Raw genomic sequence first — 19,301 nt, forward strand, 5'->3', positions numbered from 1 at the left:
GATCAAAAGGGCGGTTGCCGCACGCGCGGGGTGGCGTTGTTCTTTTGACGGGTGTCCAAAGCTCACCGTCGGTCCAAGCGAGGAGTCATCGACAGCCGTCACCTCAATCGGCATTACCGCACATATCAGCGGGGCGGCGTCGGGACCAGGAAGTCGGCGTTACGACGCCAAGATGACCAGCGATGAGCGCTCCAGCATCGACAACGCTATCTGGCTTTGTGCAGATCATGCCGCATTGATTGATAGGGATGAAGTTTCATACCCGATCGAAACGCTTCGCACGATGAAAGTTCGTCACGAAGCAGCCTGCGCGAAGGCGCTTCGGACAGGTGCAAATCCAGACTTAGGTGCGGACCTTCTAGCTGTCGGTCCCGATGTAGTCTTCGCTGGCGATGTCACCGATATTTCAGCCGCAAGTTGGACATTGAGGCTACGGCATTTCGTCGTCGGTGACATAAATGCTCTGATTTCTTTCGTCGATGAATTCGGTCAGGCTGCGCCTCAAGACAAATATGTACTCTCCAACGCAATTGGCGATGGACGGGTACTATCAAACGCGCCGCGGCTCTCGAAGCATGATGACGGCTACAGTCTGTTGTGCCCTGTCGCTCCGGGATTTCCTCGCGTTGATGTCCAAAGGCTGGGAAGCGGCCTGGCGCTGCACCCGGAAACACACGACCTCTATCTGGATTCCAAGGGTAGCATCGCGCGCCTTTCGGGTCTGGATTATTTCCCGCAGAAAGTTCAATCCGTATTGTCGATGCAACGCGATGAAAATGTCTTTGCACCCTCTGCCGGGATGCGCTTTTTTGAATACTACCAAACCTTCAAGGGAACGCCGTGGCTCGCGCTCATGATGAAGCTCGACCTTGTGCGTCAGGCCGCTATTCCCCGCGACGATAGCTCGATGGGCGTTAAACGAACGCCTCTGCACTGCGTTACTCGCGTCCGCGGCGTCGAACTGCTGGCGGAAGAACCAACGAGCAATAGGTTATCCGTTCGAGTGGATTTTGACGTGCAAGGTCTCGGTCAATGGCAACGCGAGATGTTCATATACCTGCCGACGCGAGAGCAAATGGATGCGCGGGCGAGATTGGTCGAGGAGATGAAGCATCTTCGCTGATGGCGGCATTCTCTCAACCCATCTCAATTTTCCAGTGGCCAATATCGAGAAACCCTCCACGCCGGAGTTCATCGATGGATCGGCCCTCTTCGAGCTGGCGAAGAATCTCGGCAATCACCCCTGGGATCGCGATCCGAGCGCGAACCTTGTCGGGTAATTCGTCGACTGTATCGGTGAGGGGCTTCTTGTATTTCTTTATGCGCTTCTGCATGAGCTTCATGATCAAGGAGCCTTGTGCTTGGCTCATGTACATTGATCTTCGAACTTCAGCATCTTGAGGCGCGTAAAGTCTTAGCCTGACCTGTGCCGGCAAGATGCGACCTTTTTCCGGATCGAGCTCGTGGCGAATGAATGAGCTAACCGCTAGGGGCAAATCCCCCGTATCTCGGTAGACCTCCAGCAAGTATGGCGACACCGAAGGGTCGCTCAGCATCAGCTTGATTCCTGTAGCAAGATAGGCCTCCTGGTTCTCGAGGCGTCTCAACTTGTCGCGCAATTCCAGTCGCGGTCGACGCTGACCAAGCGTCAGTGTGCGGCCTTCATACAATGCTAGTTTTTCCGCCGGACCATCCGATTCTGCTTGCCGCAAGATAATTCTACCGGACGGCGTGTCATGCAGCTCATGGGCTAAATCGCGACAGGATAAACCTTCATGAGTTGGAGCAAACGCACTGTGAATGCGGTCAAGTTACGCGATTAGATGTTTGACGAAGAGTTCGATGCCTGGCGGAAGATCAGACAGGTGGGGTAAACGATATCGTTGGGGGCGCGCCCGCATTCGCGGACCAGACTCTCGTGAACCGCGCCGCAAGAGCGTCGCGGCCATGCGGCATGGATCCTTCGCGCAAGAGCAGATCATGCGCTTCAGGTCAGAAACGAAGAACCGGACCTTTATGCATTAGCCACCTGCACAAAGGTCCGGCCTTATCTTACTTTGCCGCGAAACCGTACGGCTGCAAAGGACGTTTCAGATCCCTGGGAGAGGTTTCGCTTTGCGTCCGGGGTGCGACCCGGAGGCGCAATCTCTTAGTCGTAGGAGCGACTACTTCTTTTTCTTTGCGGTCTTCTTAGCCACTTTCTTGGTGGCTGCCTTGGCGGTCTTCTTTGCCTTCTTCGCTTTCTTAGCCATGTGGTCCTCAACGAAAAAACTAGCTCAGTGAACATGCACACGCCGTGTATCGACATGCACAACATTGAGACGATATCACAACGGCAAAATTGATACTAACGGGTCGTGAAGTTGCGCTCGATTCGCTCGCCGGGGGCAGTCGGTCCCGCGTCCCGCCTTCGGCGGCGCTATGCTGACGCTCCTGCGGCTGCCCTATTAACCGGTCTCGCGACCCGCGAGTGGTCTCCGCTGGCGCTCCGCCCATACGCTTCTTTTTCTCTGTTGAAGAACTATGGGGCGCTGCCCCGCCCGCGCGCCAGGGTGAAGCGCCGGCCAACGCCGCCGCCGATCCGAGCGGTCTCCCCGGTCTTCCGCGCTTCCTCACGTCCTGAATCTTCGCGGCCAGTCATGCGCTTGTGCAGACCCGCTCTTCGAGCGGCCCTTTCGGGCGGGCGATCCCCCTCCGCTCGGATCGCCCTGGCACTTGCTACCCCCGGTCTCGCCGACGGGCAGGGGCGCAGGCGCGGAGTGTGCGCGCTTTGCGCCCATCAAGCCGGAGAAGGGAGATCGATCATGTCGGCCAAATCAGTGGAAACCGTTGTGGAGAGCGGGACGGAGATTTTCATTCCGCTCAACAAGCTCAAGAAGTCCCCGAGGAATGCCCGCAAGACGCCGCACAGCGAGGCGGCGATCGAGGCCCTGGCGGCGAGCATTGCTGCCAAGGGTATCCTGCAGAACCTCGTTGTCGAGCCGGAGTTGGATGGAGAGGGGGCCGCGACCGAATTCTATTTCGTGACCATCGGCGAGGGCAGGCGCTTGGCCCAGCTCCTGCGCGTGAAGCGGAAGGAGATCAAGAAGACCGAGCCGATCCGCTGCATCGTCGACACCGCCAACGATGCCCATGAGATCAGCCTCGACGAGAACGTCACCCGGGAAAACATGCATCCCGCCGACCAGTTCGAGGCGTTCAAGAAGCTTGCCGACGAGCGCGGGTTTGGCGTCGAGGAGATCGCGGCCCGCTTCGGTGTGACTGCCCAGGTGGTGCGGCAGCGGCTGCGATTGGCCGTAGTCTCACCGAAACTGATGCAGGTCTATCGCGATGGCGATTTGACCCTTGAGCAGTTGATGGCGTTTGCGCTCACCGAGGATCATCCTCGGCAGGAAGCTGTCTTTGAGCGGCTGTCCTACAGCCGCGACGCCGGCACCATCCGCCGTCTTCTCACCGAAACCCATGTGCCTGCCACGGACCGCCGCGCTCGCTTTGTCGGCATCGAAGCCTATGTGGAGGCGGGCGGCACCGTCCTGCGTGACCTGTTTACGGAGGATCGCGGCGGCTATCTGGAAGACGTGGCCCTGCTCGATCTGCTGGTGACGGCACGGCTTGGCCGCGAAGCCGATAGGCTGCGAGCGACTGAGGGCTGGAAATGGACGGAAGCCCATCTTGATTTCCCGCGCGCGCATGGCTTGCGGCGGGTCTACTCCCATCAGGTCGAGCTGTCGGCCGAGGATCAGGCGGCACTGGAGGCCGCGCGGAACCAGATTGACCAGCTGTCCGAATGGCATCAGACCACGGACGAAATCCCCGACCATGTCGACGTCCGGTTCTGCGAGCTTGAGGCCGAGATCGACCGGCTGGAGGCCAAGCGGCAGGCGTATGATCCGGATGATATCGCACGTGGCGGTGCCTTCGTGATCCTCAGCCATGACGGGGACCTTCGGATCGAACGCGGGTTCATCCGGCCTGAGGATGAAAAGCCGCGATCGCAACCGGAGCAGGTCGGCGATGCATCGGAGCCGCTGGAGGCCGAAGGCGCAGGTGGCGAAGCTGCCGAGGGTGGGGAGGGTGAGGAGAGTGAGACCGACGACGAGGATGAGGACAGTCGGTTGTCGGACCTGCTTGTCCGTGACCTCACCGCGCACCGCACCTTGGGGCTGCGGCTTGATCTGAGCGAACAGCCGGAAACAGCCATTGTTGCCGTGACCCATGCGCTGGCCGCGCAAATCTTCTACATCGGCGCCAATGCCCATGTCGTCAGCATCCAGCCGGTCAAGATCGATCTGGCATCACATGCCGATGGGATCGAGGATACCGCGCCCGGGAAGGCGTGGGCGGATCGCCACGCCAATTGGGCAAGGCAGATGCCGCGCGACGTTGCCGGCCTGTGGAGCTTCGTGGCCGCACTCGATCACGACAGCCGCATGGCCCTGTTCGCGCATTGCGTTGCGCTGACCGTCAATGCCGTCAAGCTGCCATGGGAGCGGCGGCCGCGCGCCCTGGCCACAGCCGACCGGCTGGCGCAAGCGGTTGAACTACATATGACCGGATATTGGCGGCCAACGGCGCGCAGCTATCTCGGCCGTGTGACCAAGGCACACATTCTGGATGCCGTGCGGGAAGGGGTCAGCACGGAGGCTGCCGAGCGGATCGCTGACATGAAGAAGCGCGACATGGCGGAAGCCGCTGAGCAATTGCTGGCCGCGACCGGTTGGCTGCCGGCGCTGTTGAGGACGCCCAAATCCGATCAGGAGCGCGTAAGCGAAACGCCGAGCCAGCAAAACGGGGCGACATACCGGATGGCTGCCGAATGAAAGGAAGCTCGGGGCCGCGTGAGCGGCTCCGACTGGTTCCAAAAAAAATGTGGCCGCGCGCTGATCGGCGCGCGGCCGGTTCGAAGGATGCCAACTGTGCCGACTGCCCCATGCAAGCCCCGCCTGAAGGATGACGCGGACGGCGATTTCCCAGGCTGGCGGTGCAGACGAGGGATCGGTGCGTGACGCCTTCGACCTTGACCATCGCGATGCAGCCGGGGCAGGGGCTCTGAGCTCGGGATGGCCTGACCTCTGGAGACCGTCGATCCATTGCGCGGCAACGCCAGCCACGCTTTCGATTTCGTGCGAGACGTTGCGATGTCGGCCGCTGCCCTTCGCCTTCGCAGTGCTCGATCTGGTGTCGATGTCGAGACGTCAGCGCGGGTCTGATCGATCCAGCCGTGTTGGTGTGTCGCGTCGGTCCGGTCGCGATGGGTCTCCGTCCGTTCGTCATGGCGCGCGTCCGACGCGGGCCTCGAATGGCTGATCAGGCCCGAGGGCCGGCAAAAGCCTCGATCGCCTTCCCGCAACGGCTCGATGCCTGCTTTTTTCCCTGCCGCCAAGCGGCGGCATTCCTCGCGGGAAGCCAAAAAAGCCGACTCTCGCCGTCCTCCGCTGGCGCTGCGGGCCTGACGGCTGCGGGCCGATCGCTCCCCGGGCCAAGGACCGCCATCGAGGCCGCGATGGGCGCGGCCCGAGCAAACAGACGGAGACCACCATGGCAACCATCGGCACCTTCACCGCGTCGGACAACGGCTATACCGGCTCGATCAAGACGCTGACGCTCAACATCAAGGTCAAGTTCGTCGCGTCCGAAAAGGACAACGACAGGGCGCCGGACTACCGCATCTGGGCAGGCGCCATCGAGTTCGGTGCGGCCTGGAAGAAGACCGGCCGCGACAGCGACCGCGAATATCTCTCGGTCAAGCTCGACGATCCGAGCTTCCCGGCGCCGATCTACGCCTCACTGGTCAAGATCGAGGGCGACGACGGTTTCACTTTGATCTGGTCGCGCCGCAGCGGCGATTGATCCCTGGGATCATCTGCCCCGCCTCTTCGGAGGCGGGGCTTTTTGCATGCTCATCGCCGTCCAAAAGGAAGGCCAAGGCTCTTTTTCTGAAGAGCGATCGCTCAGGGCTCCGCCCTCGCGCAGGCAAGGGTGAAGTACGACCACGTGCCGGCCGGTGCGGTTCCCCGGTCTTCCGCGCCTCCATCGATCACAAGAATATCGAATTGAATGGCGCGTGCAGACGCGCGCGGATCCCGCGCGCCCTTGTCAGGCGGGTGATCCCCTCCACGACCGGCCGCCCTTGCCCTTGCTACCCCAGGTCTCGCCGACGGGCAGGGTTGCAGCGCAGCGCTGCGCTTCAACCTGAACAGGAGAGTGACAATGAACGTGACGATGTCACAGCACGGCGAACAATCGGTTTCCAGCGGATTCCGGGTGGATATCTCGCGCGGCCAGCGCATTGGCCGGGTGTCGTCGGAGTGGTTTGCGCGTCCAGATGACGAACGCTTCCTCAATTTGCCGGACCTCTATGACGCCGTACGCGGCCGGGCCGAATGCGCGCAGGCCCGCACCGTCGAAAGTCGGGCTATCCGCGTCGAGGCTGCCCGGGAGAATGCCGAGCGGTTGGCATTGATCGTTCCGGGACAAACTGAGCCTGTCGCGCCGACGCATTGGAGTTTTGGCCAGCTGTGCACGCTGGTGGGCGCCCCGGGCGTTTACTTGCGGCAACTGCCGGCCCCGCTATCGGCCATCAACCTGCAACACGGCCTGCTGTCGCACCGTGCCGAACTGGTGAAAACCCTGGAGGCCGACAGCGGCCGGGTTGAGCTTCGTGCCGTCACCGGTCCGGACTATGGCCGCATCTGGGATCACGAACTGGTTGCCGCCGTTATGCAGATCGCAGGCAATAGCACCGGCGATACCCGATGGAAGGTGCCGGGTGTGCTGGACTGGTCGACCATGACCCACAATCCCTTTGTGGATGTCACCAAGGACACGACCACGCTCTACGCCAGCGACCGCGACGTGTTCCTGTTTCTGGTCGACGACTCCAATCCGATCGAAGCGGGGCGGCTGCCGGACGGCTCGCCGGATGTCTACTTCCGGGGCTTCTACTGTTGGAACAGCGAGGTCGGCAGCAAGACGCTTGGCATCGCCAGCTTCTATCTGCGCGCCGTCTGCATGAACCGCAACCTCTGGGGCGTGGAGAATTTCGAGCAGATCACCATCCGGCATTCGAAGTTCGCCGCGCAACGGTTTGCCCATGAGGCTGCACCGGCATTGTCGAATTTCGCCAATTCCTCGCCCGCGCCATTCGTTGCCGGCATTGCGGCCGCAAGACAGCGGATCGTTGCCCGCACGGATGAGGATCGCGAGAGCTTTCTGCGCAAGAATGGCTTTTCCAAAACCGAGACGTCGAAGGTCATTGAAGCCGTTCTTGGCGAGGAGAACCGCAAGCCGGAGAGCATTTTCGACTTCGTGCAGGGCATCACCGTCGTGGCCCGAAGCAAGGCGCATCAGGACGCAAGGCTCGAACTGGAAGGCAAGGCCAGGCGTCTGATGGAGCGTGTTAGCTGACCACAAACCGCGCAACCGGGTGACACCGGTTGCGCGGCCGTCTGCATGTCTGATCTTCAGCGCCGCCGCTCCCGCAACCCGGAGCGGCGGCGCGGCCGCGTGGACGCGGCCGAGGTTCGCCGGGCCTTCGGCCCGGCTCGCGAGAGAGCACAGTTTGACAATCAACCACCGATACGACTGCCAGTCGGACGGACGAATTGTCCGACGTTTTTGGTTTGCGCTGGTTTGTCGATCTCCCAAGATCGTCGGCTTCGTGCGCATTCAGCATGGTACGATATCATCTCCGACATCGGTACATAGTGACGAGGCTGGCGCTGGCTTCTGGCCAACAGCGTACCGCGAACGGACATCCGATTTACAGCGGCCGGGCAAAAAGTCGGTAGCAGCGCCGCGGTCGCCACGTGATGGAAGCAGCTTCAACCTTGGCCTTCGGCGGTGCTGCCTCGTCGCTGCCCATCGTTATCGGATGGCGAGTCTCAGCCTCGACGGGCGCTATGAGCCGCAATCGGCTTGCCGCAGACTGCCAAGACAGTTTCATTTCCGTACGGCGGTGGAAGCGGCGCTCTCGCCGATTCTCTGCAAAGAGGCTGCACGAATTACGCACTCGGAAAGCCTCCGGGTTGCATCATGATCGAGGCCTCATCAACGGGTCCATTGCAGTAGTTGTGCATTCCGGCGGGCTGGGATTGGGCTACTTCACAAGCGGGGAAAGGCAATGAATAGCAGAGGTAAGGTTCAGGGAAGAGAAGGAAGAAGTTTTTCACACCCTATGCACCTCCGGTGCTGACGCTTCGCAGGCCGCATGCGGCTATCTCATTGAGGTGAGACGATTTTTCTCTATGGAACCCTGTTTACACATGAGGAAAAAACGCTGACGGCCTGCCGTCTAACCGGCCGGAATTCAATTTTCCAACAACGACTTGGCGCGCGTGAGACGCGATTACAGCGGCGGGGCGCAGTTCTTGCCATCGATCCGGTGCCAGAATTCGTTCGGTTTCACGCGGGTGGTCAGGCCGACGAAGTCGACCGGCCCGAGCGTTGGCGGTGCTCCAGAAAACGAAATCCCTGCGAGCATCGATTGACCGCAACGCAAGCCGTGAGGTGAGAGACGAGCGTCTTGGGCGGTCGCCGCCGGAGCCGGTGACGTAGTCAAGCCGCAGCCGGATCGGTTCGACCTTCTGGCTATCGGTCATTCCCGCTCGCGTTCTCGATAGCGAATCTTGATCCTGACGCCGGACATTTCGGCAGGTTGATCCAGCGCACGAATGGCGTGGCCGAGCCGAGATCCGAGTTGGGCAGCGCGGTGTTGCTCCGTGTTTGTGATTGCCGGCGCGACCGCTGATGGTGCGGACGCCGACCGCGGGGAGGGGGCAGCTTGCCAGCCAGCGGACCGCGTTGGACCAGGTCGGCCGCTGGAGGCGACCATCGTCTGTACGTGCTGGTGGCTTTGGCCAAGCTCGAATCCGAGCGCTCTGGCTTCTGCCTGCCAATGCTTGACGAGATCGCCGAGCCTTGCGTCGCGTTTGGGCCGGCGGGTTCGCAGGGCGGCCAGCTCCATGCCCTTTGGCGTGCTATAACCGTGAACACGGGCGGCTTCCTCGATGGCCTGGCGCCGCTTGGAGAAAGCCCGCTCAACATTGCGCGGGATGCCTGCAACCCGAAACGTATCAGTCCGCCGCTCAATCCGAATGCCCTGCCGCTCCAGCTCCGAGGCAAGTGCACGGCGGTAAGTCAGGCCCGCCTCCTTTTGCGCCTTGTAGAGCTCACGGCTAAGGATCGCGCCCCAACTGCCGTCGCGGCGCGGGGCGAGGTTGAAGATGAAGGCGTGGGTGTGCAGCTGCGGATCGGATTCGCGGCTGGTGTGATGGTCGAACTGTGCCATTAGAAGTCCCGCCGTTCGCTCCCGCGTGGCGCCGCCCCGGCCACGTCTGGCCCAGCCGGCAGTCGCTTCCAGATGCGCTGTTGCGGCCAGCACCGCCGAGCGATGGGCTTGCTCGATCCCCTCCCGGTCGTGCCCTTCGGAGAGTGCCCATAACACCGAGACCGATTTCGGGGCGCTGAAGGTCATGTCCCAGCCGGCCGAATGCTCCTGTCCGCGCCCGCCAACCTGCGCAAGCCGCTCGCCAGTCCTGGGATCGACGCCTCCCAGCGCGGCGTCGAACTCGGCATGCGTGACTGGTCCAACGAGACTCAGCCGCTCGGCGCCGCGGCCGGCCCAGCGGCCGGGCGGCTGTCCTTCCCGGCTATAGTAGTCGTCGCGCTGCAGATGGTCGTAATAGCGCAAGGCGGAGGCAGCATTTCCTCGCGCGGAGATCGAGGCCACCATGGTCAGTGCCGCGTCTTGAGGATCTGGTCGGCCAGGTCCTTGGTCAGCCGTGAGGGGGGCGGTAACGCCTCAGGATTCATTTCTCCTTCGGTGGGTGTCGAGGGTCCTTCAGGTGGGGGGCGTGTCCAATCGGCCGGCATGATTGGCTCCCGCAGTTTCCGCAGGCGGATATAGGGAAGCTCCAACTCGTAGACGTCTTCACCGAGTCCGACGAACAGGATCCGGACGCCGGCTTTAGTCGGGCCGAGACGGGAAGCCAGCTCGGAAGCCGTGACTACGCGGCGCACCTCACGGTGGAGGCTTTCGGTGATGCTGGTCTTGCCACCGGCCTGAGTCGAACTCTTGATGCGCCGCTCGACTTCCTGGTCTCCGATCAGGCGGCTGATGTCCTCGGCCGCCTCACTGGCGTTGATGCGGGTGATGATCTTGGTGCCGGTCATGCCGAACCAGGATTTGGCCTGGTCCTGGCCGTAGACCGCCCGGATCTGGGCGGTGTCCTGAGCCCCGATGACGACGGCGATTCCCTTGGAACGGCCAAGCTCGAGAAAGGTCGGAAACTGCTTGATCGCCGGCAGTTGTGGGAACTCATCCAGGAACAGCCATACCCGCCGCTCCGGGCTTTCCGCCAAAGTGGTGCTGCCGACCGCTGAGGCGAGCAGGCCGAGTAGGATGCCGATCCAGATCCGTGACTGTTCGGGATAGCCGGGGTCATGCTGCAGGATCAGCGGGCGATTGGGTGTCGGCTTGTGCAGCCAGGCGCGGATCGAGAAGCGACGGGCGAGCGGATCGGGCCAGGCCTCGGCCAGGACCGAGACAATCCGCATGTGGGCCTGGAAGGTCGTCAGAATGCTCATGGTCGTCTTGCTGTCAGGCTGGCCGAGCAACTTCAGCGCATTCGGGTTGTGATTCCTTGCTAAGGTCGTGAGCTGTTCGACATCGGAGGTCACGACCCTTTGCAGGTCGGCCCAGCCCCAATCGCGTCCTCTGGTCTCTTGCAGATGGACGATGCAGGCGACAAAGATCTCCTGCGCGGCTTCCGACCACATCGGATCGGAGCTCGGCGGAATGAAGCGGGCGGCGAGTTCGCGGGCGTCCTGCTTGACGCTGCAGTCGGCCGCGATGTCCCAGACCAGCGATCTCTGGTCATGGGGAGCGACAAGGAGGGGCTCTCCCTTCGAGGGAAGACCGCCCATCATGTCGCCCTTGGTGTCTAGCACCAGCACGCCGTCCTTGCGGGCAATAGCTTCGTCAATCAGGTTCAGCATAGTCTGGGTCTTGCCGCTACCGACGCTGCCGAGGATCAGGAAATGCCGGGCCTCGCGCTCGCGCCCCAAGGGGGTGGATGGCATCAGGGCGACGCCTTTGCCGTGGATCCGGCACTCGGCAGCGCAGGCCCGGGCAAAGGCCTTCAGGCCTTGCCCCCCCCCACCTGCAGCCGTGCCCCGCGAATGACCTTCAACGACGCCGAGTCCATCCGAAGGCTCAGCGCAAAGCCAAACAGCGCCACGAGCCCGACCAGACCGAGGCCGACAACAGTCCAGAACCAAAGCTCGAGCCCATCCAGCGCTTGATAGTGCAACAGCTGCGCTCAGCATGTTCGCCAATAGGCGTCCCCATAGCTGTCCCCAAGCCACGCCAGGATTCGGCCCTTGAGACAGGCTTCAACATCCGCCGATCGGAGGGGCTCGGTCCTTCCATTCGCCATCGTGGCGCTGGGCGGCCATAGCTCAAAGCCGAGGTGATAGACACCAGCCGCCAAGGCAAAGCAGCCAAGTGCCGCGAGGAAGGAGATGATCCGCAGGAGCCGGGTCATGCCGCCCTCCCGGTGCTCTCGCCGGTCAGCGCCTTCAATAGCGCTTCGAACATGGCAAGCAGGTCGCGCGTCGCCTGGTCGATCGAGTGTGTCAGAGCAAGCGTTTCCTGACCCTGCTGTTCGAGCGCGACAATCCGCCGCTCGATCAACAGCAGCCGATCGGCGAGCGCTTTGTTGTCGCCGCCGGCAAGGCCAGTGCGGATCAGGTCTCGGGCAACGCCCGTGACGCTTGACGAAAGGGTGTAGGCACGCGCCTGAAGCTGGTTGATCTCGCATCTTGCCAACCGGATCGAGACAGGTTTTGTCTTGTCAATCACCAAAAGCCCCAACAAATTTGCCGAGGCGATCGATCGAGAGGTCTTCGCTTGATGTCCAGCCGTTGTCGAGGATGGATTCGGCCTCGCATGCTCATCGATGATGGCTCAGATCAAAGAGCCGCACGGCTCACTCCGGCCAAAGAGCCTCAACCAGCTGATATCACCGACGATCCGATCGTCGCCCCGCATCGGATATCGTTGAAACAATATGTTCTTTTTTGAATCTCCGGACCGCCGATTCTTCGATCAGCAAGAAAACATTCGGCACCGAAAACACTGCGATCTTGTACGCTATTCCCGCACGACGTATGCGGACGCATTCTGTTGTACGACAGGGATGCAATCGCATTCACGCAGACCTGATTGGATCCCGAAGGTCGATGGCGCGGTCAGAGTGGTCGCGCGGCGCGGATTAATGACGGTGTGGTGATGCTTTTGTTTTGCCGTGGTTCGGCGTGGCGTTCTTTTTTTGCAGAACCGGATTGGCGCTATGCTCGTATTTCGAAGCCGGGGGGCATGGGGTCGGTCAAAAAAGGGGCTCGGTGAACGATAGGGGACCCGTAATATTTTCGGCGAGGTCCGCGCGCAGCGTGCGCCAACAAGCCTACGCCACGTGCCCGACCAAGCAGAATGCCAGCGCGCCGAGCACCCGATGTGCCACAGGTGTGCGACGGCGCGGCGCCACTCGCTTCCCCGTCAGCGAAATCTCTCGTCATTCCAACCGTGAGCCTGCCTGTGCAATCCGCTGCACCGGGCGAACACCCCGTGATTGGGATCGTGCAGCACGCCGGATCCGCGAAGCCAAAGGACGTCTGCGAGGCGGCGCTGGTTCAAGCGTTGGCGGCTCAGACATTCGCCGAAGACTTGGGCTGCCTAGACGAGCGATTTTGAAGTTCGAATCATAATCAAGTGGCCTTGTCGAGTTTGTAGGTCCAAGTGTGAACGACGGGATCGCGATTGAAGAAGTCGATGGCGGCCACGATGCGCTCCCTGAGCTCTTGTTTGGACGAGACCCGGATATGGCGCAGTACGGAGCGGGCGAGCTTGGCGAAGAGACCCTCGACGAGGTTGAGCCACGAGCCATGCTTGGGCGTGAAGGTAAACTTGAAGCGGCCCGCAGGTTGCTCGGCGAGCCAGGCTTTGGTTTCCTTCGAGATATGTGCGGAATGATTGTCGAGAATGATGTGTATCGCCGTATCGGCCGAGTAGGCTTGGTCGAGACGCTTGAGGAACGCGACGAACTCGCGGCTGCGATGGCGGTCTGCGACCATGGCGTGAACCTTGCCGGTCACGAGGTCGATGCCTGCCAGCAGGGTGACGGTGCCATGGCGTTTGTACTCATGGTCGCGGGTGAAGGTCGCATGAACGCCGGGCTCGGGCGGCAGATCGGGGGACGTGGTTGCAATCGCCTGAATGCCGGGCTTTTCGTCGTAGGAGACGATCGCCACCCGTTCGTTCGGCTTCCGCTTCAACCGCGCCGCCTTCTTGAGCAGTTTCACTCTGCGATAGACGCAGAGCACCTCGGCCATTTTCTGCGCAAACTCAGGATCACGCTTCTCCAGATAGTAACGGACCTTGTGCGGCTTCACTTCCTCGGAATCGAGGATCTTGCACAACGTGCCCTGGGTCAGGTTCGCCAGGCAGGGGTGCCCTTCTGCGGGACCGTGCTCGCGAGCATGTTGGGCGAGCAGCCGCGTCGTCCACAATTCATGCGGATAACCCAGTTCCTTCGCCTTCCGGCACGACAGCGATGTCAACCAGGCCTTCGCTTCCAGCGTGATCTTGGGCTCCCGGCCGGGTCGAGGGCGATCGTCCAGCGCCGCCATCGGGCCTTCGGCCACCGCCCGCTCGACGCAGCGCTGCACCGTCTGAGGGTGCAGCCCGAGCGCTTGGCCACCGCGAAAAACGACGAATTTTCCCAATACCCGAGCAGAATTCGCGCACGCTCGACCCGGCTCGCAGGCTCGGTGCGCGATCGCGCTATCATCCTCAACTTCTCCAAATCCAGATCTCCGAGCGACAATTCAATCGCCCGCCGCCACGCAGCCATATCGCCAATCCCCCGTTCCAGCTCCCTCAACTGCATATATAGGAGCTTGAAACGACAAATGAATCCCACCCATATGACAACTTTCTTGGAATCGTTCGTCTAGTCACAGCGGAGACAGAACCCACGCGAGCTATGCTCTGATTCCGAGAATTAGATCCAAGCGACTCTAGCCGGCGGCATCGGTGACTTCACAAAGCGGGAGGCTGGAGTCATGAGGGTGACGCGCCTGATCACCCGGTTATCGCCATGGAGCCGGACCGGCACCATCCGCTCAGCCTGGCGCTCTCGTGCGAATTTTGTCAAATCGGCGACGTTAGGATGGACCCTACAAAGCGGCGGCAGTCTTGCGAGACTTCAATCCGCAGCGAGGATCGTTCGGCCAGAACATGCTGGAGGCGGCGAGTCAAGCCGTTGATGCCTGACCGTTGTCGGAGCGCCTCGGCGGCGCTTTCCATTGACGGGACGGAGCCGCCGTGATTCGATTCACTGCACTGGCCGCTACTGGCCAGACGAGCAGCCCGCACAGGTGCTACGAACACCTGCACGGGCCTAACCCTCAACATGGAGTGACCCATGTCTCAGGCTGATTCTGCCTATACCACGAGTCGTTCGATCCTTCCCGCCGGTCTGGCCCTGCGGCGTCGGCAGTTTGTCACCGGCGGTGCCGCCGCCGCTCTGGCCGCGGTCGTCACCGCCTCGCGGGCCGCCAGCGTTCCTGTCCCGGAGGCACCCGACCCGATCCTCGCCGCCATCGAGGGCCACCGCCGGGATTACGAGGAGCTAGGACGCTTGCTCGCTGAGCAGGATGCTGCCGAGCGCGAGCTGCGGCGTGCGCGCAAGGGCAGGCGGGCCGCGCTGGAGGCCCAATTGGCTAACCTCTGCAAGACGGAAGGACGACTCGGCCGTATCGAGATGCAAGCCTCGCTTCGGCTCGCCAAGACAGTGCCGGCGAGCCTGACCGGAGTGGCCGCGGCGCTGCGGTATGTGCGCGAGCGCTACGATTTCGGCCAATATCCTATGTATGAAGAGGATGGCTACCGCCTGCTGCTGTTCTCGACCGAACGTGCGATCTGCGCTGCTGCAGGTCTCGCCGTTCCGCACCGTGGTCGGTGACGACGGCAACAACCGTGCGCGCTCCGAAACACCGCGATCCGGTGGCGGTTGTGAGCGCGCAGCCCGCCCTCGGCCGCCGGCTCCTGCGACAAAGCGCAGGGGGCGCCATCATAGATTTTGTGCGGCTGACTTGGCAGCGGCTCAAGCTCGATGCATTCTTGATTGTTAGGTGATAGGCCCGATCAGCCTACGCAGATTGTCTGAATCAAGCCCGAACCTCTCATAGAGCAGCAGGACGGGGCATTTGAACACGAAGCGTGCGATGGCAAGCGGAAGGTCCCACTTGCTGTCGGTGATGAACTCACCGCGCACTTTCTTCGAGCCAACGCCGCCTGACCTGAAAATCCACGTGGCGGAGTGCCCGCCGTGGGCTGTCTCGCATAGCTGAGAATAGAGGCCGTAAGTGCGGCGCTCGCCGATATCGATGAGCATTTGCGGGATCGGTGAACGGCCCTTGGTCGCGTACCCCTTTTGACGCAGCAATTGAGCGACGTCATTGCCAAACTGGTCTAGCACGTCGCGCCGCTCTCGGGCGCGCGTCATGTCTATCCCTAAGTCGGTGCCTTCCCGAATCTGCTTGTCCAGGAAATCTACTTCACCCGACAGGTGAGTCGTCCATCGTGCCTCCCGATCATATGGGTCAGCAGGGGCAAGCATCCATGCGGCCTTGACTGAAGCTTCGTAGGCTGCTCGGGCCGCGACTTCAGCCGGAGGGAGTAGTTTAAGGCTTGTCCGTGCGAGGGTGATGACGCCTGTGACGTTCCGGCAAGCTAGCTGCATGAGGTTCAGCGCTTCGTCATCCGCCTCATAGCGCGACATCTGAAAGGCTCTCGTGCGGCCTTCGAACTCTTTGACCATCTCCTCAAGGAGCCGGCACTTGGCCGCTATCTCCTCGCTCATTCCCTGCCTCCCTTGCCCCCTGGATCCCATTTGGCCATCTCCGGCGCAAAGCATAGCCTATGGCTGACAACAGCGGGCGGTTGCATGGCTGGAATTGTTGCCGCATTAAAGGCGCTGACGCTGACGAGCAGAGCCGGGCCTACCCCGAGATCACCGCAGCATTCGAGCCCGCCAAGGCGTGCGGCGTCTTCCAGCTTGAGGCGGAGATCCGCGCGCTTGGGTTCAAGCCCGGCGAGGGCAAGCGCAAGCCAGAACGCCCCGTCGAGTACCGCGGACCAAAACGGAGAGGTCTGGTCCGGGGTCGGCGCAATGGCGTCCTGGCCACGCCGCCTTCAACAGGAAGGGAGGATATCGAGAAGTACAGGTCTAGCGGCGGTCTACCGGGGGACCGGTACGCTGGCAAGTGGCCCAACAAGGCCCCTTGCTGTGGTGCGGGAAGGCATGACGGCCGCAAAGCGGTTGATATTGGAGAGGTGCGAGCTAAGAGAGGAAAGCGAAGGACAGTTCCGGCCGATACGAGCGTTGGTGGGAACCGCGCCGGGTCGACTGGGGCGGCCTCTTAAAGGAGCGGACAACTATTTCAAAGCCGCAACGAACTCGTTAACATTATCTGTCTCTCGATCGATCCAGCGGATCATTTCTTGAGCAAAGCTCTGAGGCTTCTCCATAATGTCGTGAAGCGGCTTGAATGAGATCACAGCCACCCACTTGCCTATCTCGGCATAAGTCCAGGGCTTGGAGGGCGCACTCTTTGCAGCTCGGACAGCTTGAATGCTTCGTTTGTTGTCTGCGCCGACACAGATGAATGCGGAATCCGTCGCGGGAATGGGTGCCTGAGTCGAAATCGCACCCGACGTGAAGACAGTGTTGGGCTCAAGCGAAATGCCATATCCAAACAGCAGCCCATCGAATCTTCCGTGCGCGAGATAGGTCCACCCCCAAATGAGCTTGTAAGGGGTATCGAACTTTAGGTGATACTCATTCTTTGTTTCATTTTTTGCGAAGGCGCCATCCTTCTCTTTTACGTGTGTAAAGATCGTGCTGAATGTGTGGTCCATTTGGGCGCCGGCCCGAAGATAGACCAAGGCCGCGGCAAATTCGTCGCGTCCCGCATATTCGGTGCTCATATCATTCTCCTCCAGAAAACGTCTGAGTTCGCGAGCTAACAATTTTACGTCGTCGCGAGCGTCCGCGCTCACTGCAAACTCTAAGAGCAGCCCAGCAATAGACGACCACCTGACGAGATGCGGCGTCGCTTTACCGCTCCCTTCGCCACCTCTCATGAACTCGGGCGGCGGCGAGGTGAGGTGGGTCAGTAGACACACAACGGCGAACCGACGTGAACGCGCCGCGGCCTTTATCCAACGACCGTAAGACGTGAGTTGGTCATCCTGAAACTGTGCTGCTATCTTATTCTCGATGGCAACAATCGGAACGTCGTCAGCCAGAAGCACTATGTCGATCCGACCGGACCCGATCTGGCGCTGAGTCTCAAGCCTAAACGACGTAACCTCTGCAACGACAGCAGCAAACGCGGTTAACAGACCATCTGGTATAAATATCTGCGAAACGAAGGCACTTTGAAGCGGTAACGGCAACCGATTAAAAAAATCGGCCAAGCATTCGCTGAGGTAATCCTCGCGAGGAGACCGCAGCTCGCTTTCCCGATATCTGAAGAGATTGCCGTATAGAGAAGGCATTGGCCTGAGGAGAATGACCTGAAACAGATACCTTACACAAACCGTCAGCAATCGCAATGTGACGCAGCGGCAGAGAAGTCCGAAGATCAACTTTCGCGAGATTCTTAGGTTGCTCGATTTTCGACTTTTGCAACAATATCCGCCCCAAACGGACACCACGCTGCCGTCACGAGACGTATGTTGTCGGGGGATAAACGGACTTGGCTGAGACAGCTTCGGAAGGTTCAAGCCCCTGCACGATCTTCCTTGTCGGCTTCACGCGTTACGATCGCCAGCGCGTTATTTGGCAACGGCCGCTTCAGCGCCTTGACCGCCTCCAATGGCGCGCGCAGGGGATATCGGCTTAGGCAATCGGCGGTAGGTGTCGCCGGCGGCCATCTCGGCGTCATGTCAGCACAAACGTACTCAATTTGGCTTCGAACGCGCGCCAAGCGGAGTAGGATCGCGCGGCATTCCGTGTCGTTAATGCGCAGGAAATTGTGCATCACGTCATTTCGGATGAACTTGAGAGCCGTGCGAAGCTGGCCGCGCAAAACCCTCAGATAGCTTTCCAGGAGGCGGTCGGCCTTCCGCAAATCAATGATGAATTCGTTTGCGAGCGCATCGCCCCAGGAATTGCTGGCAATCGATGTTTTGATGAGGCTTTCGATGCCGATGCATGCCTCGCGGACCGCGGTGTCGAAATAGCCTTGAGCGAGCAGAGGCATAACCCGATCGCCTAGAATCTTGAAGTCGTCCTCCACATAACCGAGCAGAGACGTCGCTCTGGGAAAGCCCATCGTCGATACACGAAAGCCTTCGCTCGCGAGTCGAGCAGCAAACGGCATCGCGTGATCCCGGGTCCCAGTCGAAAGGAAGCTTCACTTCTTTTGGCGTTCCGTCCCTGGAAGGCGAAGGTAAATGAGGGAGACTTCGACACATGGAGAAAACAGCAATTGGAGATGATAGGCCAAAAATTCCTGGGCAAGCTCGATTAATCGTATCCTGACCGGCCTACCCGACTTGCAACGTCGGGTAGTCAAGCTAGGATGGGAGAAATTGGGAGGGTTAGATGAATGACAGCGAAGCGCGCGGGATAGTGTTGAAGAAGTTCTATGACCTTCGGGGCGAACAGTCCCACCTTGAAATGGCAGATCTAGAGACCACTGGTTTGCCAAGGAATACCGTCGAGAGGATTCTGGAACAGCTGGGTGAACAAAGGCTAATCAACTGGAATCCGCGAAATAACAACATGGGCGGCCCGAACCGGTATACGGTCATAATGGCTAGCATATCCAGCTTTGGAGTAGACGTTGTTGAAGGCGCTACCCAGCCGCCGATCGCAATTACGATTGATGCAAGCGTCAACGTCCATGGTTCGCAAGGAGTGCAAGTTGGCGGGCAGGGGAACGTACTAAACGTGACACTGGATGTGGAGCGGCTAAATAGCTTTATTGATAGCTCGGGGGCGAGCGTTCACGATAAAGAAGAAGCAAAGGGTCTTCTGAAACGATTAGCGGAAAATCCATTGGTGAAGGGCGCCTTCGAATGGCTGCTCAAGTCCTATACGGGCAAATAAATTCGAGGGTACTATATCAACAGGGATTGGTGGGCACGTCGTCTGTTTCAATAATCGTTCGAAGCAACCCGCCAACAGGAGTTCAATTCCCTAGCAGTCCGCTGAAAAACTATCGTT

At 60.6% G+C, this 19,301-nt stretch carries 15 protein-coding genes; 6 read left to right on the forward strand and 9 right to left on the reverse strand.

The annotated features are described in order from the left end of the window. Window positions 1–172 precede the first annotated feature (172 nt). A complete protein-coding gene (locus QX132_RS21795) occupies window positions 173–1,123 on the forward strand; it encodes a hypothetical protein (RefSeq protein ID WP_316162844.1) in 951 nt (316 codons plus the stop codon). Between the two features lie 13 nt (window positions 1,124–1,136). Here the strand turns inward: QX132_RS21795 and QX132_RS21800 are convergent, their stop codons facing one another. Beyond that, window positions 1,137–1,712 (reverse strand): hypothetical protein, encoded by a 576-nt coding sequence (locus QX132_RS21800; protein WP_316162845.1) that lies wholly within the window; start codon window positions 1,710–1,712, stop codon window positions 1,137–1,139. 1,092 nt (window positions 1,713–2,804) lie between these two features. Between QX132_RS21800 and QX132_RS21805 the strand changes: the two genes are divergently transcribed. The 3 genes from QX132_RS21805 (at window position 2,805) to QX132_RS21815 (ending at window position 7,407) form a co-directional block, all read left to right on the forward strand. Next, window positions 2,805–4,820, forward strand: a complete 2,016-nt coding sequence (locus tag QX132_RS21805) for a ParB/RepB/Spo0J family partition protein (protein WP_316162846.1) — start codon at window positions 2,805–2,807, stop codon at window positions 4,818–4,820. A gap of 718 nt (window positions 4,821–5,538) precedes the next feature. Beyond that, on the forward strand, window positions 5,539–5,850 hold the full coding sequence (locus QX132_RS21810) for a DUF736 domain-containing protein (RefSeq protein ID WP_316162847.1): 312 nt from the start codon (window positions 5,539–5,541) through the stop codon (window positions 5,848–5,850). Window positions 5,851–6,210: 360 nt separating this feature from the next. Next, on the forward strand, window positions 6,211–7,407 hold the full coding sequence (locus QX132_RS21815; protein ID WP_316162848.1) for a DUF932 domain-containing protein: 1,197 nt from the start codon (window positions 6,211–6,213) through the stop codon (window positions 7,405–7,407). A gap of 1,189 nt (window positions 7,408–8,596) precedes the next feature. Here the strand turns inward: QX132_RS21815 and mobF are convergent. From mobF to QX132_RS21840, 5 genes are all read right to left on the reverse strand, one after another. Continuing rightward, the gene (gene mobF / locus QX132_RS21820; RefSeq protein WP_316162849.1) at window positions 8,597–9,733 is read right to left on the reverse strand and encodes a MobF family relaxase; all 1,137 of its coding nucleotides are present in this window, start codon (window positions 9,731–9,733) and stop codon (window positions 8,597–8,599) included. A 2-nt stretch (window positions 9,734–9,735) separates the two neighbouring features. Next, window positions 9,736–11,082 carry a type IV secretion system DNA-binding domain-containing protein gene (locus tag QX132_RS21825; protein ID WP_316162850.1) on the reverse strand — a complete coding sequence of 449 codons (1,347 nt, stop codon included), beginning with the start codon at window positions 11,080–11,082 and terminating at the stop codon, window positions 9,736–9,738. Between the two features lie 59 nt (window positions 11,083–11,141). After that, a complete protein-coding gene (locus QX132_RS21830) occupies window positions 11,142–11,312 on the reverse strand; it encodes a hypothetical protein (RefSeq protein WP_316162851.1) in 171 nt (56 codons plus the stop codon). Between the two features lie 230 nt (window positions 11,313–11,542). Then, on the reverse strand, window positions 11,543–11,863 hold the full coding sequence (locus QX132_RS21835; RefSeq protein WP_316162852.1) for a hypothetical protein: 321 nt from the start codon (window positions 11,861–11,863) through the stop codon (window positions 11,543–11,545). 905 nt (window positions 11,864–12,768) lie between these two features. Beyond that, window positions 12,769–13,785, reverse strand: a complete 1,017-nt coding sequence (locus QX132_RS21840) for an IS630 family transposase (protein WP_316162853.1) — start codon at window positions 13,783–13,785, stop codon at window positions 12,769–12,771. A gap of 701 nt (window positions 13,786–14,486) precedes the next feature. On the opposite strand from QX132_RS21840, the gene QX132_RS21845 reads away from it, so the two are divergent. Further along, the gene (locus QX132_RS21845) at window positions 14,487–15,026 is read left to right on the forward strand and encodes a hypothetical protein (RefSeq protein ID WP_316162854.1); all 540 of its coding nucleotides are present in this window, start codon (window positions 14,487–14,489) and stop codon (window positions 15,024–15,026) included. Window positions 15,027–15,191: 165 nt separating this feature from the next. Here the strand turns inward: QX132_RS21845 and QX132_RS21850 are convergent, their stop codons facing one another. The 3 genes from QX132_RS21850 to QX132_RS21860 form a co-directional block, all read right to left on the reverse strand. Then, window positions 15,192–15,926: a hypothetical protein gene (locus tag QX132_RS21850; RefSeq protein WP_316162855.1), complete on the reverse strand. Its 735-nt coding sequence runs from the start codon at window positions 15,924–15,926 to the stop codon at window positions 15,192–15,194. A 575-nt stretch (window positions 15,927–16,501) separates the two neighbouring features. Continuing rightward, window positions 16,502–17,545 (reverse strand): PD-(D/E)XK nuclease family protein, encoded by a 1,044-nt coding sequence (locus QX132_RS21855; protein ID WP_316162856.1) that lies wholly within the window; start codon window positions 17,543–17,545, stop codon window positions 16,502–16,504. A 305-nt stretch (window positions 17,546–17,850) separates the two neighbouring features. Then, window positions 17,851–18,453 (reverse strand): hypothetical protein, encoded by a 603-nt coding sequence (locus QX132_RS21860; RefSeq protein WP_316162857.1) that lies wholly within the window; start codon window positions 18,451–18,453, stop codon window positions 17,851–17,853. 224 nt (window positions 18,454–18,677) lie between these two features. Here QX132_RS21860 and QX132_RS21865 point away from each other — a divergent pair, with 224 nt between their 5' ends. Next, window positions 18,678–19,184: a hypothetical protein gene (locus QX132_RS21865; protein WP_316162858.1), complete on the forward strand. Its 507-nt coding sequence runs from the start codon at window positions 18,678–18,680 to the stop codon at window positions 19,182–19,184. Window positions 19,185–19,301: the final 117 nt, after the last annotated feature.

This window comes from Bradyrhizobium sp. SZCCHNRI20481, from assembly GCF_032485055.1.
Classification (GTDB): Bacteria; Pseudomonadota; Alphaproteobacteria; order Rhizobiales; family Xanthobacteraceae; genus Bradyrhizobium.